Source organism: Actinoplanes sp. NPDC049599 (genome assembly GCF_044465625.1).
GTDB lineage: Bacteria > Actinomycetota > Actinomycetes > Mycobacteriales > Micromonosporaceae > Actinoplanes.
In genome coordinates this window covers 1-22,499 of sequence record NZ_JBITLX010000005.1, presented here as the reverse complement: position 1 = coordinate 22,499, position 22,499 = coordinate 1, and the positions used below count along the sequence as shown (strand labels likewise).

At 74.8% G+C, this 22,499-nt stretch carries 18 protein-coding genes; 12 read left to right on the top strand and 6 right to left on the bottom strand.

Annotated elements, in window-relative coordinates:
• Positions 1–18: 18 nt before the first annotated feature.
• The gene (locus ACIBQZ_RS11150; protein WP_396088417.1) at positions 19–366 is read right to left on the bottom strand and encodes a WXG100 family type VII secretion target; all 348 of its coding nucleotides are present in this window, start codon (positions 364–366) and stop codon (positions 19–21) included.
• A gap of 75 nt (positions 367–441) precedes the next feature.
• Positions 442–4,404 carry a type VII secretion protein EccCa gene (gene eccCa / locus ACIBQZ_RS11145; RefSeq protein ID WP_396088416.1) on the bottom strand — a complete coding sequence of 1,321 codons (3,963 nt, stop codon included), beginning with the start codon at positions 4,402–4,404 and terminating at the stop codon, positions 442–444.
• Between the two features lie 175 nt (positions 4,405–4,579).
• Between eccCa and ACIBQZ_RS11140 the strand changes: the two genes are divergently transcribed.
• From ACIBQZ_RS11140 to ACIBQZ_RS11115, 6 genes are all read left to right on the top strand, one after another.
• Positions 4,580–4,924, top strand: a complete 345-nt coding sequence (locus ACIBQZ_RS11140; RefSeq protein ID WP_396088415.1) for a type VII secretion target — start codon at positions 4,580–4,582, stop codon at positions 4,922–4,924.
• Positions 4,925–4,959: 35 nt separating this feature from the next.
• Positions 4,960–6,132 (top strand): hypothetical protein, encoded by a 1,173-nt coding sequence (locus tag ACIBQZ_RS11135; protein ID WP_396088414.1) that lies wholly within the window; start codon positions 4,960–4,962, stop codon positions 6,130–6,132.
• Between the two features lie 27 nt (positions 6,133–6,159).
• A complete protein-coding gene (locus tag ACIBQZ_RS11130; RefSeq protein WP_396088413.1) occupies positions 6,160–6,495 on the top strand; it encodes a YbaB/EbfC family nucleoid-associated protein in 336 nt (111 codons plus the stop codon).
• Positions 6,496–6,548: 53 nt separating this feature from the next.
• The gene (gene eccD, locus ACIBQZ_RS11125; RefSeq protein WP_396088412.1) at positions 6,549–8,240 is read left to right on the top strand and encodes a type VII secretion integral membrane protein EccD; all 1,692 of its coding nucleotides are present in this window, start codon (positions 6,549–6,551) and stop codon (positions 8,238–8,240) included.
• A gap of 85 nt (positions 8,241–8,325) precedes the next feature.
• Complete coding sequence (gene eccB, locus ACIBQZ_RS11120) at positions 8,326–9,738, top strand: type VII secretion protein EccB (protein WP_396088411.1); 1,413 nt, start codon at positions 8,326–8,328, stop codon at positions 9,736–9,738.
• Positions 9,739–9,808: 70 nt separating this feature from the next.
• Positions 9,809–10,438: a LuxR C-terminal-related transcriptional regulator gene (locus ACIBQZ_RS11115; protein ID WP_396088410.1), complete on the top strand. Its 630-nt coding sequence runs from the start codon at positions 9,809–9,811 to the stop codon at positions 10,436–10,438.
• Here ACIBQZ_RS11115 and ACIBQZ_RS11110 read toward each other — a convergent pair.
• Positions 10,428–10,997 carry a hypothetical protein gene (locus tag ACIBQZ_RS11110; RefSeq protein ID WP_396088409.1) on the bottom strand — a complete coding sequence of 190 codons (570 nt, stop codon included), beginning with the start codon at positions 10,995–10,997 and terminating at the stop codon, positions 10,428–10,430. The two genes, ACIBQZ_RS11115 and ACIBQZ_RS11110, sit on opposite strands and share 11 nt — an antisense overlap.
• Before the next feature lie 169 nt (positions 10,998–11,166).
• Here ACIBQZ_RS11110 and ACIBQZ_RS11105 point away from each other — a divergent pair, with 169 nt between their 5' ends.
• The 5 genes from ACIBQZ_RS11105 to ACIBQZ_RS11085 all read left to right on the top strand — a co-directional run bounded on the left by ACIBQZ_RS11105 (position 11,167) and on the right by ACIBQZ_RS11085 (position 18,937).
• Positions 11,167–12,513, top strand: a complete 1,347-nt coding sequence (locus ACIBQZ_RS11105; protein WP_396088408.1) for an alpha/beta hydrolase — start codon at positions 11,167–11,169, stop codon at positions 12,511–12,513.
• Between the two features lie 147 nt (positions 12,514–12,660).
• Positions 12,661–14,331, top strand: a complete 1,671-nt coding sequence (locus ACIBQZ_RS11100) for a DUF4331 domain-containing protein (protein ID WP_396088407.1) — start codon at positions 12,661–12,663, stop codon at positions 14,329–14,331.
• A gap of 56 nt (positions 14,332–14,387) precedes the next feature.
• Positions 14,388–15,695 (top strand): tetratricopeptide repeat protein, encoded by a 1,308-nt coding sequence (locus ACIBQZ_RS11095; RefSeq protein ID WP_396088406.1) that lies wholly within the window; start codon positions 14,388–14,390, stop codon positions 15,693–15,695.
• Positions 15,692–17,638, top strand: a complete 1,947-nt coding sequence (locus tag ACIBQZ_RS11090) for a hypothetical protein (protein ID WP_396088405.1) — start codon at positions 15,692–15,694, stop codon at positions 17,636–17,638. The genes ACIBQZ_RS11095 and ACIBQZ_RS11090 overlap by 4 nt, the downstream gene beginning before the upstream one ends.
• A gap of 90 nt (positions 17,639–17,728) precedes the next feature.
• Positions 17,729–18,937, top strand: a complete 1,209-nt coding sequence (locus ACIBQZ_RS11085; RefSeq protein WP_396088404.1) for a cytochrome P450 — start codon at positions 17,729–17,731, stop codon at positions 18,935–18,937.
• Positions 18,938–18,952: 15 nt separating this feature from the next.
• Here ACIBQZ_RS11085 and ACIBQZ_RS11080 read toward each other — a convergent pair whose 3' ends face one another.
• Both ACIBQZ_RS11080 and ACIBQZ_RS11075 read right to left on the bottom strand, forming a co-directional pair.
• The gene (locus ACIBQZ_RS11080) at positions 18,953–20,041 is read right to left on the bottom strand and encodes a D-alanyl-D-alanine carboxypeptidase family protein (RefSeq protein ID WP_396088403.1); all 1,089 of its coding nucleotides are present in this window, start codon (positions 20,039–20,041) and stop codon (positions 18,953–18,955) included.
• 225 nt (positions 20,042–20,266) lie between these two features.
• Positions 20,267–20,779: a DinB family protein gene (locus tag ACIBQZ_RS11075; protein WP_396088402.1), complete on the bottom strand. Its 513-nt coding sequence runs from the start codon at positions 20,777–20,779 to the stop codon at positions 20,267–20,269.
• A gap of 104 nt (positions 20,780–20,883) precedes the next feature.
• On the opposite strand from ACIBQZ_RS11075, the gene ACIBQZ_RS11070 reads away from it, so the two are divergent.
• Positions 20,884–21,462, top strand: coding sequence for a helix-turn-helix domain-containing protein (locus ACIBQZ_RS11070; RefSeq protein ID WP_396088401.1), 579 nt, complete (start codon positions 20,884–20,886; stop codon positions 21,460–21,462).
• Positions 21,463–21,870: 408 nt separating this feature from the next.
• Here ACIBQZ_RS11070 and ACIBQZ_RS11065 read toward each other — a convergent pair whose 3' ends face one another.
• Positions 21,871–22,326, bottom strand: a complete 456-nt coding sequence (locus ACIBQZ_RS11065) for a hypothetical protein (RefSeq protein ID WP_396088400.1) — start codon at positions 22,324–22,326, stop codon at positions 21,871–21,873.
• Between the last annotated feature and the right edge of the window lie 173 nt (positions 22,327–22,499).

Genomic DNA, 22,499 nt, shown 5'->3' with positions numbered 1-22,499 from the left:
GGTGGCGTACGCCCGCGGTCAGGCGCCGGAGAGCCGGCTCAGGACCGCGCTGTCGCCGGTCTGGGCGGCCAGGCCGGTCAGCGACGAGGCGACGTCGGTGTCGCCGGTGTCGTAGTTGACGGCGCTGTCGCTGACCAGCTGCGACATGGTGTCGAGCTCCTGGCCGGCGCTGCGCATGTCCTCCTGCAGCCGCCGGTGCAGCTGCCAGAACGCCTGCGCCTGGGCGCCCTGGTAGCGGCTGAGCATGGACGTCAGTTCGTGCTCCAGCGCGCTCATCGTCGAGCGCGCCTCGGCGGCGGATTCGTTGAAGCCGGCGACCCCTCGCGCCATCGCGGCGGCGTCGCTCTGGAAACCCGTACCGGCCATGACACACCTCCTGGATTCGTTGCTGGGTAACTGATTCGAGGTTATGAACACAGTGGAGCCGGTGGTACGGCACTTCTACCCACAGGGCTGCCAGGCCACCTGGATGACGGCGGCGTCGCCGCGCCGACCGACGTACTGGCCCTGGCCGGGTGGACGCGGGCTCGGCTTGACCCCGCCCAGCAGCACGCCCTCGTCCCGGGAGCCGGACAGCAGCACCCCGGGCGTGCCCAGCTCCCGCAGCCGTTGCAGCACCGGCTCGAACAGCGCCCGGCCGGCCCCGCCGGTGCGCCGGGCCACGATCAGGTGCAGGCCGATGTCCCGGGAGTGCGGCAGCAGGTCGACCAGCGCGAGCAGCGGGTTGCCGCCCTGCGCGGCCACCAGGTCGTAGTCGTCGACCAGGACAAACAGCTCCGGCCCGGTCCACCAGGCACGGTTGCGCAGCTGCTCCGAGGTGACGGCGGGCCCGGGCAGCCGGTCGCGCATGCCCTTGGCCACGTCGCCGATCTGCGCGGTCAGGGTGGGCTCGGAGCCGGCGTACACCAGCAGGTGCTCGCCGGTGACCACGTCGAGCAGGCTGCGCCGGTAGTCCACCACCATGATGGCGGCCTGCTTCGGGGTGTACCGGTCCATCAGGCCGCGGGCCAGCAGCCGCAGCAGCCCGGACTTGCCCGACTCGTTGTCGCCGAAGGCCAGCAGGTGCGGGTCGGCGTCGAAGTCGACCGTGACCGGCTTGAGGTCGGACTCGGCGATCCCGATCGGCACCGGCCGGCTCCCGTCGGCGGCCGGCAGCGCGGCGGCGGGCAGCAACCGGGGCAGCAGCCGTACCTGGGGCGCCCGCTCCCCCGGCCAGGCCTCCGCGACCCGGCGGGCCAGCCCGGCGATGCCGGCCGCCACGTCGTCGCCGGACCGGCTCCGGTCCAGCCGCGGCAGGGCGCCGAGGAAGTGCAGCTTGTCGTGGGTCAGCCCGCGCCCGGCGGCGGCGGGCACGCCGGCCGCGGCGCGCCGGTCGACGGCCGAGTCGGACGGATCGCCCAGCCGCAGCTCGAACTGGGTGCCGATCATGTCGCGCAGGGCCGGCCGCAGCTCCATCCAGCGGCTGACCGACAGCACGACGTGGATGCCGAAACCGAGGCCGCGGGCCGCGAGCGAGCTGACCGCGTCGGCGAGCGCCTCGAACTCCTGGCGGAAGGTCATCCAGCCGTCGACGACCAGGAAGACGTCGCCGAACAGCCGGCCGTCGGTGCCGGCCGGCGGATCGCGCCGGAACGCCGCCATCGAGTCGATGCCGTGCTGCTGGAACAGCGCCTCGCGCTCGGTGAGCAGCGTGCTGATCTCGGCGACGATGCGCCGGCACCGGTCCACGTCGAGCCGGCTGGCCACGCCGCTGACGTGCGGCAGCCCGGAGAGCGTGGCCAGCGCCCCACCGGCCATGTCCAGCAGGAAGAACTGCACCTCGCGCGGGGTGTGGGTCAGGGACAGGGCGCAGACCAGCGTGCGCAGCAGCGTGCTCTTGCCGCTCTGCGGCGCGCCCACCACCACGGCGTGCCCGGCGGCGCCGGACAGGTCCGCCCACAGCACGTCACGGCGCTGCTCGAACGGCTTGTCCACGATCGCGACGGGTACGGTCAGCCGGCCGTTGCCCGCCCAGCCGGCCGGGCACAGGCCACGCCGGGGGTCCACAGTGAGCGGCGGCAGCAGCTCGTCGATGGTGGGCGGCTCGGCCAGCGGCGGCAGCCAGATCCGGTGCGCGGCCGGGCCCCGGCCGGTCAGCCCGGCCAGCAGCACGGTCATCGTGGAGTCGCCGGTGCCGTCCGGTTCCCCGGGCGTGGCCGGCGGCACGTCGACCGGCGGCGGCTCGGCGACCGCGACGGTACGGGCGCGGAACAGCACCGGCTCCGGCGCCCGTCGTCCGGTGGCCCGCGGGCGGCGGTCCGGGGCGGCGACCGGCCCGGAGACGTACGCCGCCTTGAACCGCCGCAGCGTCGTGGTGTCCACCTTCAGGTAGCCGACGCCCGGCTCGGCCGGCAGCTCGTAGGCGTCCGGCACGCCCAGCACCGTGCGGCTCTCGGCGGCGGAGAACGTGCGCAGCCCGACCCGGTAGCTCAGGTGGCTGTCCAGCCCGCGCAGCCGGCCCTCCTCCAGCCGCTGCGAGGCCAGCAGCAGGTGGATCGCCAGGCTCCGGCCCAGCCGGCCGATCATCACGAACAGCTCGGTGAACTCCGGCCGCGCCGACAGCAGCTCGCTGAACTCGTCGATGATGACCAGCAGCGAGGGCACCGGCGCGAGATCGGCGCCGGCCTGCCGGGCCTTCTCGTAGTCGCGGACCGAGGCGTAGTTGCCGGCGGCCCGCAGCAGCTCCTGGCGCCGCACCAGCTCACCGCGGAGCGCGTCGCCCATCCGGTCGACGAGGGTGAGCTCGGCGGCGAGGTTGGTGATGACCGCGCAGGTGTGCGGCAGGTCGGCCATCCCGGTGAACGTCGCGCCGCCCTTGAAGTCGACCAGGGCGAGGTTCAGCGTCTCCGAGGAGTGCGTGGTGACCAGTCCGGTGACCAGCGTCCGCAGCAGCTCGCTCTTGCCCGAGCCGGTGGCGCCGATGACCAGGCCGTGCGGGCCCATGCCGCCCTCGGCGGACTCCTTCAGGTCGAGCGCGACCGGCTCGCCGTGCGGGTCGGTGCCCAGCGGCACACGCAGCCGGTCGGCGGCCGGCCGCGGGCGCCAGCACTGCGCCACGTCGAGGTCCCGCGGATCGCCGATCCCCAGCAGGTCGGCCAGGTCGGCCGGCCCGGCCCGGCCGCCGGTGCCGTCCGGCGCCCGGTGGTGCCAGGCCGCGAACTGCCGCGCCATGGCCTCGGCCGCGACCCTGTCCAACCCATCCGGTACGCCGGCCAGCACGGTCCCCTCCCGGCGGCGGATCCCGAGCCGCCCGTCCGCGACGACAAGCTCGAGCGCGCCGGCGGCACGGGTGCCGGCGCCGCCGACGTCGACGACGGTGACCCCGGCCAGCCCCTCACCGGCCAGGGCCTCGGCGTCGGGGCGGTGCGACGATCCGCCCGCCGGCCCCGGCTGCGCCCGGTCGTGGACCACGACCAGGTGGACCTTGCCCGCGGGGGCGCCGGCGCCCGGCTGGAACCGGGGGCGCCCGGTGAGGTCGGCGGCGGCGAGCGCGGCGATCTCGTCGGGGTGGCGGGCGAACAGCCGTACCGGGCCGGTGGCGTCGGTGCGGGCCGGGTGCGCGGCGTGCGGCAGCCACTTCACCCAGGACCAGGCGGGCTCCCCCGCGTCGTCCGCGCAGACCAGGACGCGCAGGTCGTCGGGGCTGTGCAGGGCGGCCAGGTGGGCGACGACGGCGCGGGCCAGGTCCCGGGCGGCGGGCCGGTCACCGCCGATCGTGACCCGGGTGAACGCGCGCAGCGACACCGCCACGGGCAGCTCGTCCACAATGGCGTACGCCCGCAGGAACTGCTTGAGCGAGGTGGACGAGACCGGGTCGAGGTCCGCCAGCGGCGCGGTCTGCGGCGGGCGCAGCGAGGTGGCCAGGCGCTGCGGCCCCAGCCCGACCCGGACCCGGCCGAACTCGGCGTCGGTGGCGCGCCGGCGCCACATCCGCGGGGTGCCGGCCACCGCCCAGAGGTCGCCCGGGTCGGGCAGCGCCTCCCGCATGGCCGCGCGCTGCCAGCTCGCGGCCTGCCGGACGGTGTCCCGGAGCCCGGCGAGGTAGCGCAGGTAGTCCCGGCGCTCGTCGTTGATCTGCGCCTGCTTCGCCAGCCGGCCGCCGGACAGGCTCATCACCAGCATCCCGACGATGACGATCACGAACAGCCCGCCGAAGATCACCGTGCCGATGCCGCTGGAGCGTCCGATGTAGACGAACGACATCGCGCCCATGCCGATCAGCATCGGCAGCATGAACATCAGGTGCTGGGAACCCTGGCCGCTGCTCGACCGGGGAATGGCCGGCGGCGGCTGCAGCACGATCTCCGCCGGCGGTCTGCCCGCGGCCGGCGCACCGGCGCCGCGTACCGATCGGTCTCCGGACATGTCGTCTCCCGCTCCGTCGCGTCAGGGGGTACGCCCTTCACGGTGGTGCACCGCCCGGCACCGGCACCAGTCGGCAATTCCTCCGCGACGGGGTGGGTAATTCCGCCGTTATCGCAGCTCCGCCGGGTTCCTAGTCTCGGGGGCAAAGGCGTGGTCAGCCGTCGAGGGAGGCGAGATGGGCTCCGGTTACGAGATCTCCGTCCAGGAGGTGCTGAAGGTCGCCACGGCGCTGGACGGCCTGCTGTCGGACTTCCGGGGATGCACCCGGGACGCGGGCAGCGTGCGCGTCCCGAGCGTCGCGTACGGACAGGTCGGCACGGCCGCCGCCGGCTCCAGCGCCGCCGCCCAGCAGCAGCTGATCACCACCCTGCAGGCGCTCGCCACGGTCCTGCAGAAGATCAACGAACGGGTCCGGGCGAGCGCCGACGGTTACGCCGACCGGGACCGCCGGATCGCCGCGGTGCTGGCCCAGCTGGCCGCCGAGCAGGTCCCCGTCCGGCGGCTCTCCGGCGGCCGTTGACCAGGTGACGACGAGACAGAATGTGGAGGCCCGGCATGTTTGCCGTCCCGAACTCCTCGGCCATGGACGCCGCCGCCGGCGGCCGCGGCCCCACCGCCACGGTGCTGCCCTGGCTCGCCGGCGCCGAACCGGACCAGGTCCTGCGGTACGTCACCGACCTGGTCAACCGGATCACCAGAATCGCCGGCATCGTGGACCAGGTCGGCGACGCCGGCGGCACGCTGCGGAAGACCTGGACCGCCGGATCCGCCTCGGACGGGGCGGTCGCCAAGGTGCGGTCGACCGTGGCGACCTTCCAGAAGATCGTCCAGGCGGTCGAGACGCTCCAGGCCGAGATCGTGGCCGTCGCGACGGCGCTGCGCACGGCGCAGCACGCCTACCGCTCGATGGTCAGCTCGGTCAACCCGACGGTGGCGGCGCTGCTGTCCAACATCCACACCCACGCCGCGGCACGGTCGCTGGCGGTGGGCACCACGTCCGGGCTGGCGTCGTTCGTCAGCTCGGTCAAGGCGGCGCTGGACGCCATCGGGGCGGTGCGCCTGATGGCGGTGGTCACCACGCTCGCCACGATCGCCAAGGAGCTGGAGTCGCTGCTGAGCGACGGCGCCGCGGCCACCCCGGGCGGAGCACCGTCGATGATCACCGGGCCCGGCGCGGGCGCCGGTGCGGGCGCCGGCCTCACCGGCGGCACGACCTCCGGCGCTCCCGGCCTCGGCGCTCCCGGCCTCGGCTCGCCCGGCTCGGGTGCCTCCGCGGGTGGGCTCGGCGCGGGTGGCTTCGGCGCCGGCGGCACCGGCGGCACCGGCACCGGCGTTGGCGGCACCGGTTATGGCACCGGTGGGTGGAACGACGGTGGCTTCGGGCAGGCGGGTGCGCCGCCCTTCGGTTCGGGCGCTTCCGCGAGTGTGGTGCCACCCGGGCTGGCCGCTTCGCCCGCGACGCTGCCCGATCCGCCCGGACCGGGCACCGGGGCCGGACACCACACCAGCACACCGGCCGGGGGCACGCCGGCGGGCGGCACCGGCCACGACGTGACGATCTCCACGACCCACGGCGACGTCACCATCGACATCTCCGTGCCGGCCGCGGCCGCCGACGACCTGGCCATCGACCTCACCGTCACCGACGGCGGCGAGACCTTCACCGAGCATCTCAACCTCGACCTCGACGGGTCGGGCGCCGACGGGGCGCCCGCCGTCCGGGTCTGAGCGCACGAGCGAGAGAGGGGCGCACCGATGGACTTCACCCACACCGACGCCGACCGGCTGCAGACCACCCTGGACGACATGCTCGCCGAGGTCCGGGCGAGCACCGAGCGGGTCAACGAGATGCAGCGCGAGCTGCAGAGCAGCGAGATCACGGGCTACGCGGGCAACGGCGAGGTGACCGTCCGGCTGCTCGGCACCGGACAGTTCGTGGACGTCTGCATCGACCCCGACACCTACCGCCGCTACGACGCCGAAACCGTCGGCACCCTGGTCCTGACCGCGGTCAACGACGGCCTGGCCCGGCTCCAGGAGGCGAGCCGGACAATCTTCGCCCCCGTGCTCGACGCCGCCACCGAGCGGTGAGACCGATGTCGACCACCGCCCTGCCCCCACCGGGCCCACCGATCCAACCAGGCATGCCCGTCCAGCCGGGCATGCCCGTCCAGCCGGGCATGCCGGGCCACCTGGGCATGCCGATCCAGCCCGGCATGCCCATCCAGCCGGGCATGCCGGGCCACCTGGGCATGCCGATCCAGCCGGGCACGCCGATCCACCCGGGCACGCCGGCCCAGCCGGGCATGCAGATGGCGTTGCCGCCGTTGCCTCCGCCGGCCGGCTCCCCGGGCGTACCCCTGCGGGCGATGCCGCCGCTGCCCGGCCGCCCGGCCGACTCCCCCGCCCGGCGACCGGCGGGGCACCCCCGCCCGGCCGGCGTCGCGACCGTGCCGCTGCAGCCGCCCATGCCCGCCCTGGGCGCGCCCCGGCGGGTCACCGTCGTCGGCGAGAACGGCCGGGTCGACGTCGCCCTCCCGGCCCAGAGCACCGTCGCCGAGCTGGTGCCCGTCCTGGCGCGGGCGATCGCCGAGCCCGGCGGCCCGGGTGGCTTCGCGCTCTGCCGGGTGGGCGGCGGGCCGCTGCCGGGCGATCGCACCGTTGCCGCCCTCGGCCTGCGCGACGGCGAGCTGCTGCACCTGGTGGCTGCCGGGCCCGGGACCGCCGCGATGGTGTTTGACGACGTGGTTGATGCCGTGGCCGGCAATGTCAGCGAGGCACCCGGGCGCTGGCGGCCCGCCCTGTCGCGGCGGCTCGCCCTGCTGGTTGCCACCGTCGCCTTCAGTGGGGCCGCGCAGATCGCGGTCGGCGCCGCGGCGTGGCCGGCCGGGCCGGTGGCGGCGGGCCTGACGGCCGTTCTGCTGCTCGCCGCGGGGGTCACGGTGACCCGGGTACGCGACGCGGCCGCGGTCGGGGCGGCCCTCGCCGGGGCGGGCCTGCCGTGCCTGGTGGCGGCGGGTCTCGGGCTGGCGGGTACGACCGTCGGCGCGGGTCCGGGCGGCCCGGCACGGTCCCTGGTGGCGGCCCTCGGCGCGGTCGCCGGGTACGCGTTGCTCAGCGCGATTCTGCTGCCCGCGTACCGGATGTGGTTCTCGGCGGCCGTGGGCACCGCCGTCGCCGGAGCCGTCGGCGCGGCCGTCGTGGCTGCCGGTCATGCGGCTCCCGCCGGCGCCGCCGCGGTGCTGGTCGTGCTCGCCGTGGTGCTGAGCCCGGCCTTTCCGGTTCTTTCGCTGCGCCTCGGCGGGCTGCCGGTCCCGGAGGTGCCCACCGACATGGCGACCTTCCGGGCCACCGAGAAGCCCACTCCGGCGCCGGTGGTGGCCGGGCGGACGGCGGCGGCCGAGGCCGCCCTCACCGCGCTGCTGACCGCGGCGGCGCTGGTCGTGGTGGCGGGCGGTGCGGTGCTGCTGCGGATGGGCGGGCCCGCGGGGTGGATCCTGACCGGCGTGGCGGGCCTGGCGCTGCTGGTCCGCAGCCGCGCCTACCTGAGCGTCGCGCAGCGCGCCGCGCTGCTGAGCGCCGGGCTGGCCGCGCTCGTCGCCACCGCGCTGGTGCTGGTCCGGCACGGCGGCAGCACGACGGACGCGGTCGGTGCGGCGGCGCTGCTCACCGGTACGGTCTGCGCCGTGCACGCGGTCCGGGCCGGCCACCGGCCACCGTCGCCGTACTGGGCCCGGTTTCTCGACGTTGTCGACTTCCTCGTGATCACCGCGCTCGTGCCGGCCGGCGCCGCCGTGCTCGGCCTGTACGGATCGATCCGGACGCTCACCGGCTGATTTCCCGGTCCCGCGAACCGTCCGGCCGTCGCCGACGGAGTACCTCGTAGAACCGACCGCCACGGACGGAACCGCGAGGTGGACGATGTGGACCCAGCGCGACCAGCTTCAGGCGTACCAGTTCCTGCGCCGCCGGATCGTGTCGGCGCTGCAGTTCGGCGACGCCAACCATCCGGTGGCGCCGGGGCGGCGCGTCGTGGTCGCGACGGCCGCCGGGCTGGGCGCCATGCTGCTGATCTGCGGCGGCTTCCTGGTCCTCGGGGTGTTGCGTCCCGGCAGCGGCGCCGACTGGCGTACGCCCGGCCAGATCCTCATCGAGAAGGAGTCCGGCGCGGGCTTCGTGCTGGGCGCGGACGGCCTGGTGCACCCGGTGCTCAACTACGCCTCGGCCCGGCTGCTGATCGGCGGCGACCGGACCACCACCATCACGGCGAAGTCGCTGGCCGGCGCGCCGCGCGGGCGGCCGCTGGGCATCCCGGACGCGCCGGCCTCCCTGGCCGCCCCCGGCGCCCTGATCGCGGGCCCGTGGGCGGTCTGCGCCGGGGGCCCCGCCCAGGGCAGCGCCGGACGGGGCGGCACGGGTGAGGCCGGGGAGGCTGCGGCCGTCACCACCCTGGTGATCGGCCGGCCCGCCGGGTCGCGGCGGGTGGCGCGCGACCAGGGCGTCATCGTCGCCGGCGCCGACGGGACCCGGCACCTGCTCACGGACGGCCGGCGGCTGCGGCTGCGCGGCAACGCGGTGGCAGCCCTGGGCTGGGACGCGGTGCCGCCCACCCCGGTCGGCGACGGCTGGCTGGGCGCCGTACCGGAGGGGCCGGAACTGGCGCTGCTCACCGTGACGGGCAGCGGCGCCGCCGGGCCCCGGCTGGCCGGCCGGCGGACCCGGGTCGGCCAGGTGCTGCTGGCCGAGGGCGTCGACGGCGAGAACCGCTACTACCTGGCCAAGCGCGACACGCTGGTGCCGATCGGGCAGACCGAGGCCGCCCTGATCGTCGGCAACCCGGACAACCGGGCCGCGTACCCGGATGGCGTGGCCCGCCCGGTGCGGGTCTCGGCCGCCGACCTCACCGCCTCCGGGCTGGTCGCGCGCCGCACCGAGGTGCGTCCGTACCCGGCGCGGCTGCCCGAGCTGGTGCGGGGCGACGGGGTGCTCTGCGCCGGCGGCTCGCAGTTCTGGACCGCCCGCACTCCCCCGCTGCCGGCCGGCGGCCGGGCGCTGCCGGTCGCCGCGGCCGCCCGCAGGTCCGGCGCCGCGGATCAGGTCTACGTGACCCCGGGCGCCGGGCTGCTCGTCGCGGGACCCCCGGGACAGGACGGCGCGAGCCCGATCTATCTGGTGACCGACCAGGGCGTGCGCTTCCGGCTGCGCGACCGGGACGACGCCGCCGCCCTCGGCTACCGCGATACCCCGCCCACCACCGTCGCGGCCGGCTTGCTGGAGCTGCTGCCCAGCGGCCCGGAACTGTCCACCGAGGCCGCCCGCCAGGAAGTGAAGTGAAGTGATGACCGTGCCCCACAACGATCAGGAGAGAGGCCCTGCCATGCCGCTCGGCACCGATACCGTCGTCGTGTCCATCGTGGAAGATCATCCGCTGTACCGGGCCGCGCTGGCCCGGCTGGTCGACGGGCTGCCCGGCTGCACGCCGGGTCCGGTGGCCGGGTCGGTCGAGGAGTTCCTCGCCTACCGGGCGCCGGCCGGCGGGGTGGTCCTGCTTGATCTCCACCTGCCCGGGCAGCAGGGTCCGGCCGCGGCGCTCGCGGTCACCGAGGCCGGGCACCGGCCGCTGGTCATCTCGGCGCAGGCCGAGCGGGCCGAGGTGCTGGCCGTGCTCGCCGCCGGCGCCCGGGGCTACCTGACCAAGTCGGCCGAGGCGCCGGAGATCGCGGCGGCGATCCGCCAGATCGCCGGTGGCGGCACGTACGTGTCCCCGACGCTGGCCGCGTTCCTGCTGGACAGCGCCCGGTCGCGGCAGGCCGGCCCCCGGCTCGCGCTGACCCCGCGGGAACGGGAGGTGCTGGCCCTGCTGGCCGAGGGCGAGCGGGACGTGGACATCGCCCGCACGCTGACCATCAGCGTCCGGACGGTGCGCTCGCACCTGGACCGGATCCGGGAGAAGACCGGCCGGCGGCGCCGCTCGGAGCTGACCCGGCTGGCCATCGGCGAGGGGATCGCGGTGTGGCGCAGGGTCAAGGTGTGACCCGTGGCGCGGCCGCCAGCTCGCGGACGAGCGGCTCGGTGCCGGCGCTGAACTGCTCCAGCGCCAGGTCGAGCCGGCGCGCCACGGCCTCGGCCACCTCGACGTAGGCCGCGCCGGCCCGGTCCACCTCCTGGAGGACCGGGTCCGGGATCGGGACCCCCTGGGGCAGCAGGGTGCGGGTCCGGCTCGCCCAGGCGGCGAACTCCCGGCCGACGGCGCCGACCCGGTCCTGCGTCTGCTTCAGGATCAGGCCGAGCTCGCGCAGCCCGGTGGCCAGCGAGGTGAGCAACCGGCCGGTGGCCGCGATGCCGGCCGGCAGGGGCTCACTGCGGGTCTGGAAGGCCTCGCCGCTGGGCGCGGCCCAGGACGCCGCCAGCTCACCCCGCGCCGCCGTCAGCTCGCCGGCCGCACCCGTGACCCGGGCGGCGCAGTCCGCTGCCACCACACCCGCCCGATCCAGCGCGTCGACGTCACCGATCACCTGCCGCCGCAACGCGGCGAGCCTTTGCTCGTACCGGATCAGGGTGGCGTTGATCTCCGCGGCCGATGTCATCGCCATCTGTTCCTCCTGAGGGCTACCGGATGTCCCGGTACGCACGCTAGGCCGGCGCGGGGCGCACCGGCACGGTCGAATTGCCCAGGCCCGGCCGGGGTATTTCCGCCGTTGCCGCCGGCTGTGCGGTGCCTAGGCTGGCGGGTGACGGAGGTCCGCTGCGCTGGAGGACGTGATGGCCGGATTCGACGAGATCAACCTCTATGCCGAGCCCGGCCGGATGCTCGGCGGCGCCCGGCAGCTGGCCGGCGTGGCGGCGAAGCTGGGGCCGGCCGGTATCCGGCACCGCGCCGTCGAGCTGGCACCGGCCGCGTTCGGTGCGGCGCCGCACTCGGCGGCGGCACACCGGTCCTGGCGGCAGGCGGCCACCCTGATCGCGTCCTACCTGACGGCGGCGACGCCGGCGATCGAGGCGATGTCCGAGGGCGTCTACCGGTCGTCGGAGGCGTACCGGAGTGGGGACGCCCGGGTGTCCGAGATGTACCGGCAGCTGCTGCTGCAGCGGGATCCGGACGGCGCGGTGCTGATCAGCAAGGCCGGCATCCCGCCCGGCGGCACGCATCCGGACGCGGTGCACGACTGGTGGCAGCGGCTCGACGACGAGCAGCGCACGACGGTGGTGGCGGCGCAACCGGGGCTGGTCGGGGCGCTGGACGGCGTGCCGGCGGCGGCCCGGGACCGGGCGAACCGGGCCGTGCTCGATGCCGAGATCGCCCATCAGCGCGAGCTCGTACAGCAGTACCAGGCGCAGCAGGGGCGCGGCCGCACGAGCGGAGTGCCGCTGCGCGCGGCCGAGAACGCCCTCGCCGGGCTGGATGCCGTCCGCGCCCGCCTCCAGGCCGATCCCCAGGCGCACCTGCTCGCGATCTCCGGCGCGGGTGACGGGCGCGCCGTCGTGGCCCTCGGCAACCCGGACACGGCCGGCCAGGTGCTCACCTACGTACCGGGCATGGGCAGCGATCTGGGCACCGTGCCGGCCCAGCTCGGCCGGATGGACGACATCCTGGCCCGGGCGCCGGAAGGCACCGCGGCGATCGTGTGGCTCGGCTACGACGCCCCGGACCTGGGCCCGCAGGTGGGCTTCAGCAGCTACGCGCGGGAGGCGGCCGAGCCGCTGCACCGGTTCCAGGAGGGACTGCGCGCCACCCACGTCGGCGACCCCTCGCTCAACGTGCTGCTGGCGCACAGCTACGGCAGCACGACCTACGGCATCACCGCCGCCGAGCACGGCATCGCCGCCGACAAGGTCTATCTGATCGGTTCCATCGGCACCAACCAGGAATCCGCGCACGGGTTCCTGGGCACCAGCACCTCCGAGGTGTACGCCACCACCCACCCGTGGGACGTCGCCCACCTGCCACCCGCCGTCGACTACTACGGCACCGATCCGTCCGACGTACTGTTCGACGCCCAGCGGCTGCCCGGCGACTACGACGGCGTGCTCGACAGCCACACCGCCTACCTGCACCGGCCGGAGATCCTGGACAACATCGCCGGGCTGCTGACCCGGCGCCGGCCCTGACCCACTGTGGATCACGACGCACGGCGGCCGGAACATTCGGAGCTGTGGCCGCCGCGGATGGGCTTCTGACGGGAAGCCGACTCCCGCCCACCCTCCCCGCCGATGACTGCGAACACCTCGCGCAGGCATCGCTACGGGAGGACAGAGATGATCACTCAACCGCACCGGAGGAGACGCCGGATCGGGCCGGCTGTCGCCGTCGGACTCGTGCTCGCCGGGTCCCTCGCCGGGCTCGGACCCCAGGCATCCACGGCTTCGAGCCACCGGGAGGCGCCGCTGATCGCGAGTGATCCGGCGGCCGACAACACCGACCTGTACGCCTTCGTCAGCCCCGAACGGCCCGGCTACGTGACCCTCATCGCCAATTGGATCCCGTTCGAGGAGCCCGACGGCGGCCCGAACTTCTACCCGTTCGCCACCGACGCCGCGTACAACATCAATGTCGACAGTGACGGCGACGCCAAGGCCGATGCCGTGTTCCGCTGGACCTTCCGGAACGTGGACCGGCGTGGCGGCTCCACGTTCCTCTACAACGACGGGCCGGTGACCTCGCTCGACGACAAGAACCTGCTGTTCAAGCAGACCTACACCCTCTCGTCGTCGTTCGGCGGCGGCCCGTTCCGGACCCGCGTCAGCGACGCCCCGGTGGCGCCGTCGCGGATCGGCGCGGCGTCGATGCCCGACTACCAGAAGCTGCGCGACCAGGCCACCGTCCAGCTCCCGGGCGGCTGGAAGCTGTTCGCCGGCCAGGCCGACGACCCGTTCTTCCTCGACCTGCGGGTCTTCGACCTGCTCTACGGCGGCGACCTGAGCGAGACCGGCACCGACACGCTCGCCGGCTACAACGTCAACAGCCTGGCCATCCAGGTGCCGTTCAGGGACGTCGCGCTGGGCGGCGACGCCGAGCGCAACCCGGTGATCGGCGTCTGGACCACCACCGACCGGCCCAAGGTGCGGGTGGCCGGCCGGACCGAGCTCGGCCCGCGCAGCGGCCGGGTGCAGGTCTCCCGGCTCGGCAACCCGCTGGTCAACGAGGTTGTCGTGCCGGCCAACCTCAAGGACGCGTTCAACTCGATCTCACCCGACCAGGACGCCGGCATCCCCGCGGTCGTCAAGCGGGTCACCGACCCCGAGCTGCCGAAGCTGATCGAGAAGAGCTACGGCGTGCCGGCGCCGGCCACCCCGCGCAACGACCTGGTCGAGATCTTCCTGACCGGCATCACCACCAAGGCCGACGGGCCGATCAAGGCCGACCTCAACTCGCAGCTGAACAACCAGGACGTCAACGCCGGCCGGTTCCGGCCCGCGGAGATGCTCCGGCTCAACCTGGGCGTGCCGGTCGCCGGGCAGCCGAAACGGCTCGGCGTGCTGGCCGGCGATCTGCAGGGCTTCCCGAACGGGCGGCGGCTGACCGACGACGCCGTCGACATCGCCGTCCAGGCCGTCGAGGGTGCCGCGCAGACCGGCAAGCTGGTCGACGCGCTCGCCGCCGGCGACAAGGTGGACGCCAACGACAACCCGTTCGCGGACACCTTCCCGTACCTCGCGCTGCCGAACCAGGGCGCGGTCAACGGCGGCGGGACGGCCGGCGGCACCCCGCCCCGGATGGGCACCGGACCGGCAGCCGCGACCCCCGGTGCCGCACCGTCGCTGGCCCCGGTCTCCGCGCTGTCGGCCGGCCGCCCCGAGGTGACCACCGGCATCCTGGTCGCCGGCATCGGCGCCGGCTCCCTGGCCACCGTTCTCGCCCTCTGGTGGTTGCGCCGCCGCCGGGCCGCCGTGGCGGCCGCGCGCGCCGACGACACCATTCCGTTCTGACCGGACCGCGGGCCCGCCCGCACTCCGGGTGGGCCCGCCTCGGAAGGGAGGTTGTCATGTTCAGTCCGCTTCGGACGGTCGTGGTCGTGTCCGTCGCCGCGGTGGCCCTGCTCGCCGTCGGCGCGGTCCTCGGCCGGCGCGAGAAGGTGATCCCCGCGCCGCCGGCCGCCGCCGCGCCGGCCCGCGCCGACCGTCTCGCCGCATCCATCTCCCGGGCCCAGGACCGGCTCCGCAAGCTGCCGCGCGACCACGAGACGTGGGCCGTCCTCGGGCTCGCCTACGTGGAACGGGCGCGGGTGACCGGGGACCCGAGCCTCTACCCGAAGGCCGAGGGTGCGCTGCGCCGCTCGCTGCAGGTGCGTCCCACGGGCAACCCGGTGGTGCTGGTCGGCCTCGGCGCACTCGCCAACGCCCGGCACGAGTTCGCCGCCGCCCGCAAGTACGCCACGGCCGCGCTGCGGGAGAACCCGTACGACGCCGACGCGTACGGGGTGCTGGCCGACGCGCAGACCCAGCTCGGCGCCGCGGCCGCCGCCACCGCCGCGATCCAGCGGATGCTCGACCTGCGCCCGGGGCTGGCCGCGTACGCCCGCGCCGCCTACGACCTCGAACAGCGCGGGCGGCTCACCGAGGCGGCCGGGCTGATGCGGCGGGCGCTCGACGCTGCCGTGGACCCCGCCGACATCGCGTTCTGCCGTAGCCAGCTCGGCGACCTGGCCCTGTCCACGGGTGACCTCGAGGGCGCGGCCACCGAGTACGCCGCCGGCATCGCGGCCGATCCGTCGTACCAGCCGCTGCTGCGCGGCCGGGCCCGGGTCGCCGCGGCCGCCGGCCGGATCGACGCGGCGATCGCGGACGCGGCGACCGTCGCGGCCCGCACGCCGACCCCGGACACCCTGCTGGCGTACGCGGAACTGCTGCGCCTGGGCGGGCGGGCCGCGGAAGCCGACCGGCAGCTGACCCTGGCGGACGCGGCACACCGGATCTTCGTGGCGAACGGCGGCACCGACGACCTGACCGGCGCCCAGCTGGCGCTCGCCCGGGGTGACGCCGACGCCGCCGTGACGCTCGCCCGGTCGGAGTGGCTCCGCCGGCCGTTCGCGGAGGTCGCCGACATGCTCGGGCGCGCGCTGCACGCCGCGGGCCGCGACGCCGAGGCGCTGCCGTACGCCCGCCACGCCACCCGGATGGGCCCCCGCAACGCCGCGTACGCATATCACCTCGCCACCGTGCTGCTGACGGTCGGCGACCGGCCCGGCGCGCTCGTCGCGCTGCGCCAGGTGCGCGACCTGAACCCGCATTTCTCGCCCACCGAGGGCCCGGTCGCGGCACGGGCGCTGGCCGCATTGGAGGCACGACGATGAGACGGCTCCTGCTGCTGCCGGTGCTCGCGGCGGCGGCGTTCGCGGCGCTGCCGGCCGGTCCGGCGTCCGCGCACCCGCTGGGCAACTTCTCGGTCAACCGGTACACCGGCCTGACCCTGCACCCCGACCGGATCGACGCCACGGTGGTGGCTGACCTGGCGGAGCTGCCGACCCTGCAGGACCCGCCGGGGTCGTGTGCCGAGGCCGTCTCCGCGCTGACCGTCACGGTCGCCGGGATCGGTCTACGCTGGACGGTCCGAGATGCCGGCCTGTACTACGCCGCCGGGGCGGGCGGGCTGCGGACCAGTCGCCTGGAGTGCCGGCTGTCCGCACCGGCCACATTGGACCGGCCGGTTGAGGTCTCGGTGACCAACCGCTTCCGGGACGACCGGATCGGCTGGCGTGAGCTGGTGGCTGCCGGTGCCGGTGCCGGTGCCGGCGCCGACGCCGACGCCGACGTCCGGCTCGACGGGTCGCCGTTGCCGGTGACCAGCGTGAGCGACGAGCTGCGCCGCTACCCGGACGACCTGCTCACGTCGCCGCCCGACGTCCGCTCGGCGACCTTCACCGTGACACCCGGCAACGGCCCGGCACCCGGCAACGTAGCGGCGGCCGGCACCGACTCGGCCGCACCCGGGACCGGCTCGGCACCCGGCAACGGCCCAACAGGACCCGGCAACGTCGCGGCGGCCGGCACCGGGGCGGCCTCTGGCAACGGCTCGGCGGCGCCTGGCGTCGGCGGGGCGGCATCCGGCACCACCGTGGCAGGGTCCGGTGGCGGCCCGCCGGGCCTGACCGGGCCGTTGGCCAGCGCCGAGCGGCAGCTCGGTGAGCTGGTCGGCGGGCGGCGGCTCACTCCCCTGGTGGGTCTGCTGGCCGTGTTGCTGGCGCTCGCGCTCGGCGCGGCGCACGCGGCGCTGCCCGGCCACGGCAAGACGGTGATGGCCGCCTACCTGGCCGGTCGCCGGGGCCGGGCCCGGGATGCGGTGGCGGTGGGCGCGACGGTGACGCTCACCCACACCGGAGGCGTGCTGATCCTGGGGCTGCTGCTGACCACGGCGGCGGGAGTCGCCGGGGAGGCGGTGTTGGGCTGGCTCGGGGTCGCGAGCGGGGTGCTGGTGGCGGGGATCGGCACCGGCGCGCTCCTCACGGCCGTCCGCCGCCGGCGCCGCGCCCTCACCATGCCGTCCCCGCACACCAGCCCCAGCCCCGCCCACAACCAATTCCACGACCCCACACACGACACCGTGCGCGAGCACGAACACGCGCCCGGCGACGGCCATGCGCACACGCACGACACCGGGCACAGACACGGCCACGCGCACGAGCGCGGCCATGCGCATGCGCAGAACACCCGGCACAGACGCGACACCGGGCACGAACACAACCACCCGCACAGCCACGGTCACCCGCACGCCCACGACGCCGAGCACGGACACGACGCCGGGCACGAAGACGACCACGCGCACGAGCGCGGCCATGCGCATGCGCAGAACACCCGGCACAGACGCGACACCGGGCAGGAACACAACCACCCGAACAACCACGGCCACCCGCACGCCCACGACGCCGAGCACGGACACGACGCCGGGCACGGACACGGCGCCGGGCACGGGCATGGGCATGGGCCGGGGAAGTGGGGCATCGCCGGGCTGGGGGTCGCCGGCGGCCTCGTGCCCAGCCCGTCCGCCCTCATCGTCCTGCTCGCCGCCGTGGCGCTCGGCCGCACCGTGTTCGGCGTCCTGCTGGTCATCGCCTACGGTCTGGGCATGGCGGCCACGCTCACCGCCGCCGGCCTGCTGCTCATCCGGATCCGCGACCGGATGGCCGGCCGCTGGCGTCTGCTCGCCCGCTGGCAGACGGCGGCGCCCTCGGTCACCGCCGCTCTCATCGTCCTGGTCGGACTCGGTCTCGCCGGTCGTGCATTGTCCACAATCGCCTGATCCGGCGTGGGCCCGTACGGGTGGGATTTTGCCGTCCATCGCCGCTTCGGACATAGAGTTTGATCTCCGGCCTCGGCCAGAATCGGCTTCATGAGTAGCCAGATGCGGGACTACGACCTGTTCACCCCCGAGGTGATGGCCGACCATCACGCGTTCCTGCACCGGGTGCGCGCCGAGAGCCCGCTGGCCCGGCTGCCTCAGCTCGACGCGTACCTGCTCACCCGGTATGCGGACGTCAACGCCGCGCTGCGGGACAAGCGGATGGACAGCGCCAACATGGCCCAGGTGCTGCAGCGCCTGACGCCCGCCGAGCAGCAGGAGCTGGAGCCGGTCCGCCGGGCCATCACCATGTGGATGGGGCACACCGTGCCGGCCGACCATGTCCGCTTCCAGCAGCTGCTCAAGCGCTACTTCACCCCGGCGATGGTGGACCGGCTGCGGCCCCGGGTCCGCGCGTTCACCCACGAGCTGCTCGACGCGGTCGCCGGCAAGGGTGAGATGGACGTCGTGCGCGACCTCGCGTACCCGTTGCCCGCCAACGTGATCGCCGAGCTGCTCGGGATGCCGACCAGCGACCGCGAGCAGCTCCAGGCCTGGTCCCGCGACATCGTGCCGATCTTCGGCAACGGCGACGTCGAGCAGATCCGCCGGGCCCAGCGCAGCATGCTGGAGATGCACGACTACCTGCGGGTGATCGCGGCCGAGCGGCGCCGCGAGCCGCGTGAGGACGTGCTGAGCACGTTCCTGGCCGCCGAGGCCGAGGGCATCGTCACCGAGGACGAGGCGGTGGCCAACTGCGTGCTGCTGCTCTTCGCCGGCCACGAGACCACCGCGAACCTGATCGCCAACGGCCTGGTCCTGCTCTTCGACCACCCCGACCAGCTGGCCCGGCTGCGGCAGCACCCGGAGCTGATGCCCTCCGCGGTCGAGGAGATGCTGCGCTGCGACGGCCCGGCCGGGGTGATCGGCCGGGTCGCCACCGAGCCCGTCGAGCTGGCCGGGCATCCGGTGCCGGCCGGCAAGCACATCTACCTCGCGCTGATGGCCGCCAACCGCGACCCGGAGGTCTTCACCGACCCGGACACCTTCGACATCACCCGCAAGCGCAACCGGCATCTCAGCTTCGGCATGGGCACGTACTACTGCCTGGGCGCGGCGCTGGCCCGGATGGAGACCGACGAGTGCCTGCGGATCCTGCTCGAGCGCTGCCCCGGGCTGCGGCCCGCGTACGAGGTGCCGGACTGGCAGCCGACCCCGCCGGTCGGGCACCGGCTCGGCTCGCTGCCCGTGACGTTCTGACCCCGCCGGCCCCGGTCAGCCGCCGGTGATCGACCAGTGCCACGGCTCGGAGGGCAGGTTCACGTACCCGTAATCGGCGGCGTGCTCGGCCAGCCAGCGGAAGGCGGGGCTGTTCGCGGTGAGCGACCGGCCGCCGGAGGTCAGGTCGACGGCGAGCCCGAGCTCGTGCAGCGAGCGGCCGGGGATCGCCGTCGGCACCCGGCACGACGAGGCCGGCGCGGTCCACACGTCCGGGCACCCGTTGATCTTGCGCAGCTCGATCTGCCGCTGCTTGGTGCGGAAGCCGCCGCCGGCCAGCACGATCCCGTCGGCCTTGGCGTCGGCGAGCATCCGCCGGAACGCGAAGGCGACGCTCTTGTGCACGGTGATGCCCGAGACGGTGGTGGTGTCGGCGACGGTGAACCCGGGCCGGATGCCGGTGACGACGGCTCGGCTGATGGCGGCGGCCCGGGCGGCATACTCGTCGGACCTGTCGAGGCTGATCAGCTTCTGCTGGTTGGTCCGCACCGTCGTCGAGGCGGTCTGCCAGGCGACAATCGCCTTGTCCAGGGTGACGGTGGCGGTCCGCGCCGCGGCCTGCGCGGACTTCAGCGCCGCCGCGGCCTGGCGGGCCTCCGCGCGGTGGGTCGTCACCGTCTGCGCGGAGTTGGTGATGGTGGTCTTCGCCCGGGCCACCGCGGCGCCGCTGCGCGGCCGCTGCTGCGAGACCAGGACCAGCGTGCTCCGGGCGCTGCTCAGGGTCACGGCGGCGATCGCATATCGGGTACGGGCAGACGCGTCGGCGGTCACGGCCGTGGTCAGCGTCGACTGGGCGGCGGCGTGCGCGGACCGGCCCTGGGTGAGCCGGGTGCCCCGGGCCGCGAGGGTGGCCCGCTGCTCGGCGAGGGTCGCGCGGAGCCGGACGTACTCGGGGCTCGGGGTGAGGCTGTGGAACATCAGCGACGTCCACTGCCGCGCGACCTGCGGGGCGGCGGCCGCGGCCGGGCTGGGCGGGCCGGCGACCGTCAGGGCCGCGGCGAGCGCCGCGACGAGCGTGGCGACGCGGAACGCCCGGACCCTGGCACGGGCCCGCTGATCGGATCGGACTTCCTGCGGTGCGGTCATCTGGCGTGCGCTCCTCGGCCTCGATGGTCGGGGCGGAACAGAAAGGCAGACCACAACTGGTCCGTACCGATGCCGGCCGCCGGGACGAGGTGCCGTCGCCGGGCGGAAGACATGCCCCCGAGAATGTGTGTCCAGCCGAGTCTCGGGTCGCCCGGGTGCAGCGCAGGCCCGGTGACGTAGCGGGCAGGTTGCCACGCCGGCCGGCTCCGGCGTGGCAACCCGCGGTCAGCGCCCGGTGCTGCCGTCGATCTGTTCGCGCAGGATGTCGGCATGACCGGCATGCCGGGCGGTCTCCTCGATCAGGTGCACCAGCGCCCACCGCATCGACGGCCCGCGTCCCCGGCCGGGCGGTCGCGGCGCCGGCAGGGCCAGGTCCGTGCAGGCCTCGACGACCTGGTTCACCCGTACGCCGGTCTGCCGGTAGGCGGCGAGCAGGCCGTCGACGGTCTCGCCGGCGGCCGGCCGCAGTGTGCCGCGCAGGTTCCCGATCGGCTCGCCGAGGAAGTAGAACCGCTCGACGGCCGTCAGGTGCTTGATCAGCCCGAGCAGGTTGGTGCCGGAGGGCACGCCACCGGCGCGGACCGCGGGTTCCGGCACGTCGGCGACCTTGCCCGCGACCGCGGCGCGCAGGTAGTCGAGCACGCCGAGCAGGGTGGCCTGCTCGCCGGCGCCGGTCTCCGGCGGGCCGAGGTCCGCGGTCCGGCGCCGGCGTCCGGGTGGGCTTGCGCTGCTGGGCATCGGATTCCGATCGGGGCGGGTCGCGGGCAGGACAGGACAGGACCCAGGTTCGCCGCGACCGTTCCCGGCTTGCAAGGAATGTTGCGGATCCGCATGATGAGCCGATGACGGACGCCGAACGGGACGTGCTCGCCGGGGTCGGTCCCCGCCTGCGGGCCCTGCGTCAGGCGCGGGGCATCACGCTGGCGGGGCTGGCCACCGAGACGGGCCTGACCGCGAGCACGCTCTCGCGCCTCGAGAACGGCAAGCTGCGCCCGACCCTGGAGCAGCTGCTGCCGCTGGCCCGGGCCCACGGCGTGCCGCTCGACGACCTGGTGGCCGCCCCACCCACCGGCGACCCCCGCATCCACCTGCGGCCGATCCGGCGCTCCGGCCTGACGGTGGTGCCGCTGACCCGGCGCCCCGGCGGCATCCAGGCCTACAAGGTGATCTATCCCCCGGCCGGCCGAGCCCCCACCACGAGGCCGCAGACCCACGCCGGCTACGAGTGGTTCTACGTGCTCGACGGACGGGTCCGCTTCGTGCTCGGCGACCGCGAATACGAACTCGGCCCCGGCGAAGCCGCGGAATTCGACACCACCCTCCCCCACTGGCTCGGCAGCGCCACCAACCACCCCGCGGAACTACTCACCCTGTTCGGCGCCCAAGGCGAACGCGCCCACCTAACCCCACCCCAACGCTAAAACCCCCCAAATCAAGCCCCACAAAGCCACCCACCCCGAACCCCGAACCCCGACCCGAAGCCCGCAGCCCGCAGCCCGGGAGCGACCCACCACCCACCCGCAGCCTGCTGACCGCAACCGGCGCGGAATGTTCGCTTGCCCACCACCAAAGCCCGGCCTGCCCGACAAACCCACCCGGCTCAACCACAGCGCGGAAGCCAGACCCCACACCAGAAGGTGACCGCACACCTGGAGCTGCACTCAGAAGGCCGGCGACCCATCCCTCAGCCGCAGCGGACGAGAATGCAAGGCGGGGGCCGGGGGGGGGGGCCCCCCCCCCCGCAACACCCCCCCCCCCCCCCGGGGGGGGCCCCCCCCCCCCCCCCCGCCGTCCCAGCGCAACCACCAAACCCCGAAACCACAAAGCTGTCAGTGGCAGAAACGCGCCGGCCCATGCCGCCGGAAGAACTGCCGGATCACCGCAACAGCCTGGACCAGAACGGCAATGGCGGCGCCGATCGTGGCAGTCGCCAGAACGACCTGGGCGACCAGCACCCACCCCGGGCTGCTGAACACGAACGGGAAAACCGCCCACACCCGCGCCACCGCAGCCAACGCGACACCATTGGCCACGAGTTCGCCGACCGCCCGCCACCCGGGCCCGTCGTGGCTGACGTACACCAGGTTCGTCACGATGCCGACGACCAGCGAGAGGTTGACCAGCAGCAGCACCTTGCGGGTGTCCCCGGTCAGGAACGGGACCGCGGCCCAGCCCGGCCGGGCGTTGATCAGATAGAGCAGCGTGGTGTTCACGACGGCGGCGACGGTGTAGCCGAGGCTGCGGGCCGCACGGGACGGCCGGGTGTGTGAGGCGTTGGTGGTCATGGTGGCCTCCGGGCTGTTCGAACGGCGAAGGGGCGGCGCCCTGTCGGGTGCCGCCCCTTACCGTTGTCCGCTGTGGTTACTTGAGCCAGGGGAGGCGCTGCACGATCGGCAGCTTCGCCCACACCTTGCCCAGACCCAACGTCTCACCGGCAGCCGTCAGAGCCAGCACGACC

What these genes read in the sequence shown, in the direction of transcription:
- ACIBQZ_RS11090 (WP_396088405.1), top strand. Translation starts at nt 15,692, where the DNA reads ATGAGACGGCTCCTGCTGCTGCCGGTGCTCGCGGCGGCGGCGTTCGCG.
- ACIBQZ_RS11105 (WP_396088408.1), top strand. Translation starts at nt 11,167, where the DNA reads ATGGCCGGATTCGACGAGATCAACCTCTATGCCGAGCCCGGCCGGATG.
- ACIBQZ_RS11075 (WP_396088402.1), bottom strand. Translation starts at nt 20,779, where the DNA reads ATGCCCAGCAGCGCAAGCCCACCCGGACGCCGGCGCCGGACCGCGGAC.
- ACIBQZ_RS11100 (WP_396088407.1), top strand. Translation starts at nt 12,661, where the DNA reads ATGATCACTCAACCGCACCGGAGGAGACGCCGGATCGGGCCGGCTGTC.
- ACIBQZ_RS11110 (WP_396088409.1), bottom strand. Translation starts at nt 10,997, where the DNA reads ATGGCGATGACATCGGCCGCGGAGATCAACGCCACCCTGATCCGGTAC.
- eccD (WP_396088412.1), top strand. Translation starts at nt 6,549, where the DNA reads ATGCCCGTCCAGCCGGGCATGCCCGTCCAGCCGGGCATGCCGGGCCAC.
- ACIBQZ_RS11140 (WP_396088415.1), top strand. Translation starts at nt 4,580, where the DNA reads ATGGGCTCCGGTTACGAGATCTCCGTCCAGGAGGTGCTGAAGGTCGCC.
- eccCa (WP_396088416.1), bottom strand. Translation starts at nt 4,404, where the DNA reads ATGTCCGGAGACCGATCGGTACGCGGCGCCGGTGCGCCGGCCGCGGGC.
- ACIBQZ_RS11095 (WP_396088406.1), top strand. Translation starts at nt 14,388, where the DNA reads ATGTTCAGTCCGCTTCGGACGGTCGTGGTCGTGTCCGTCGCCGCGGTG.
- ACIBQZ_RS11130 (WP_396088413.1), top strand. Translation starts at nt 6,160, where the DNA reads ATGGACTTCACCCACACCGACGCCGACCGGCTGCAGACCACCCTGGAC.
- ACIBQZ_RS11085 (WP_396088404.1), top strand. Translation starts at nt 17,729, where the DNA reads ATGAGTAGCCAGATGCGGGACTACGACCTGTTCACCCCCGAGGTGATG.
- ACIBQZ_RS11065 (WP_396088400.1), bottom strand. Translation starts at nt 22,326, where the DNA reads ATGACCACCAACGCCTCACACACCCGGCCGTCCCGTGCGGCCCGCAGC.
- eccB (WP_396088411.1), top strand. Translation starts at nt 8,326, where the DNA reads ATGTGGACCCAGCGCGACCAGCTTCAGGCGTACCAGTTCCTGCGCCGC.
- ACIBQZ_RS11135 (WP_396088414.1), top strand. Translation starts at nt 4,960, where the DNA reads ATGTTTGCCGTCCCGAACTCCTCGGCCATGGACGCCGCCGCCGGCGGC.
- ACIBQZ_RS11070 (WP_396088401.1), top strand. Translation starts at nt 20,884, where the DNA reads ATGACGGACGCCGAACGGGACGTGCTCGCCGGGGTCGGTCCCCGCCTG.
- ACIBQZ_RS11080 (WP_396088403.1), bottom strand. Translation starts at nt 20,041, where the DNA reads ATGACCGCACCGCAGGAAGTCCGATCCGATCAGCGGGCCCGTGCCAGG.
- ACIBQZ_RS11150 (WP_396088417.1), bottom strand. Translation starts at nt 366, where the DNA reads ATGGCCGGTACGGGTTTCCAGAGCGACGCCGCCGCGATGGCGCGAGGG.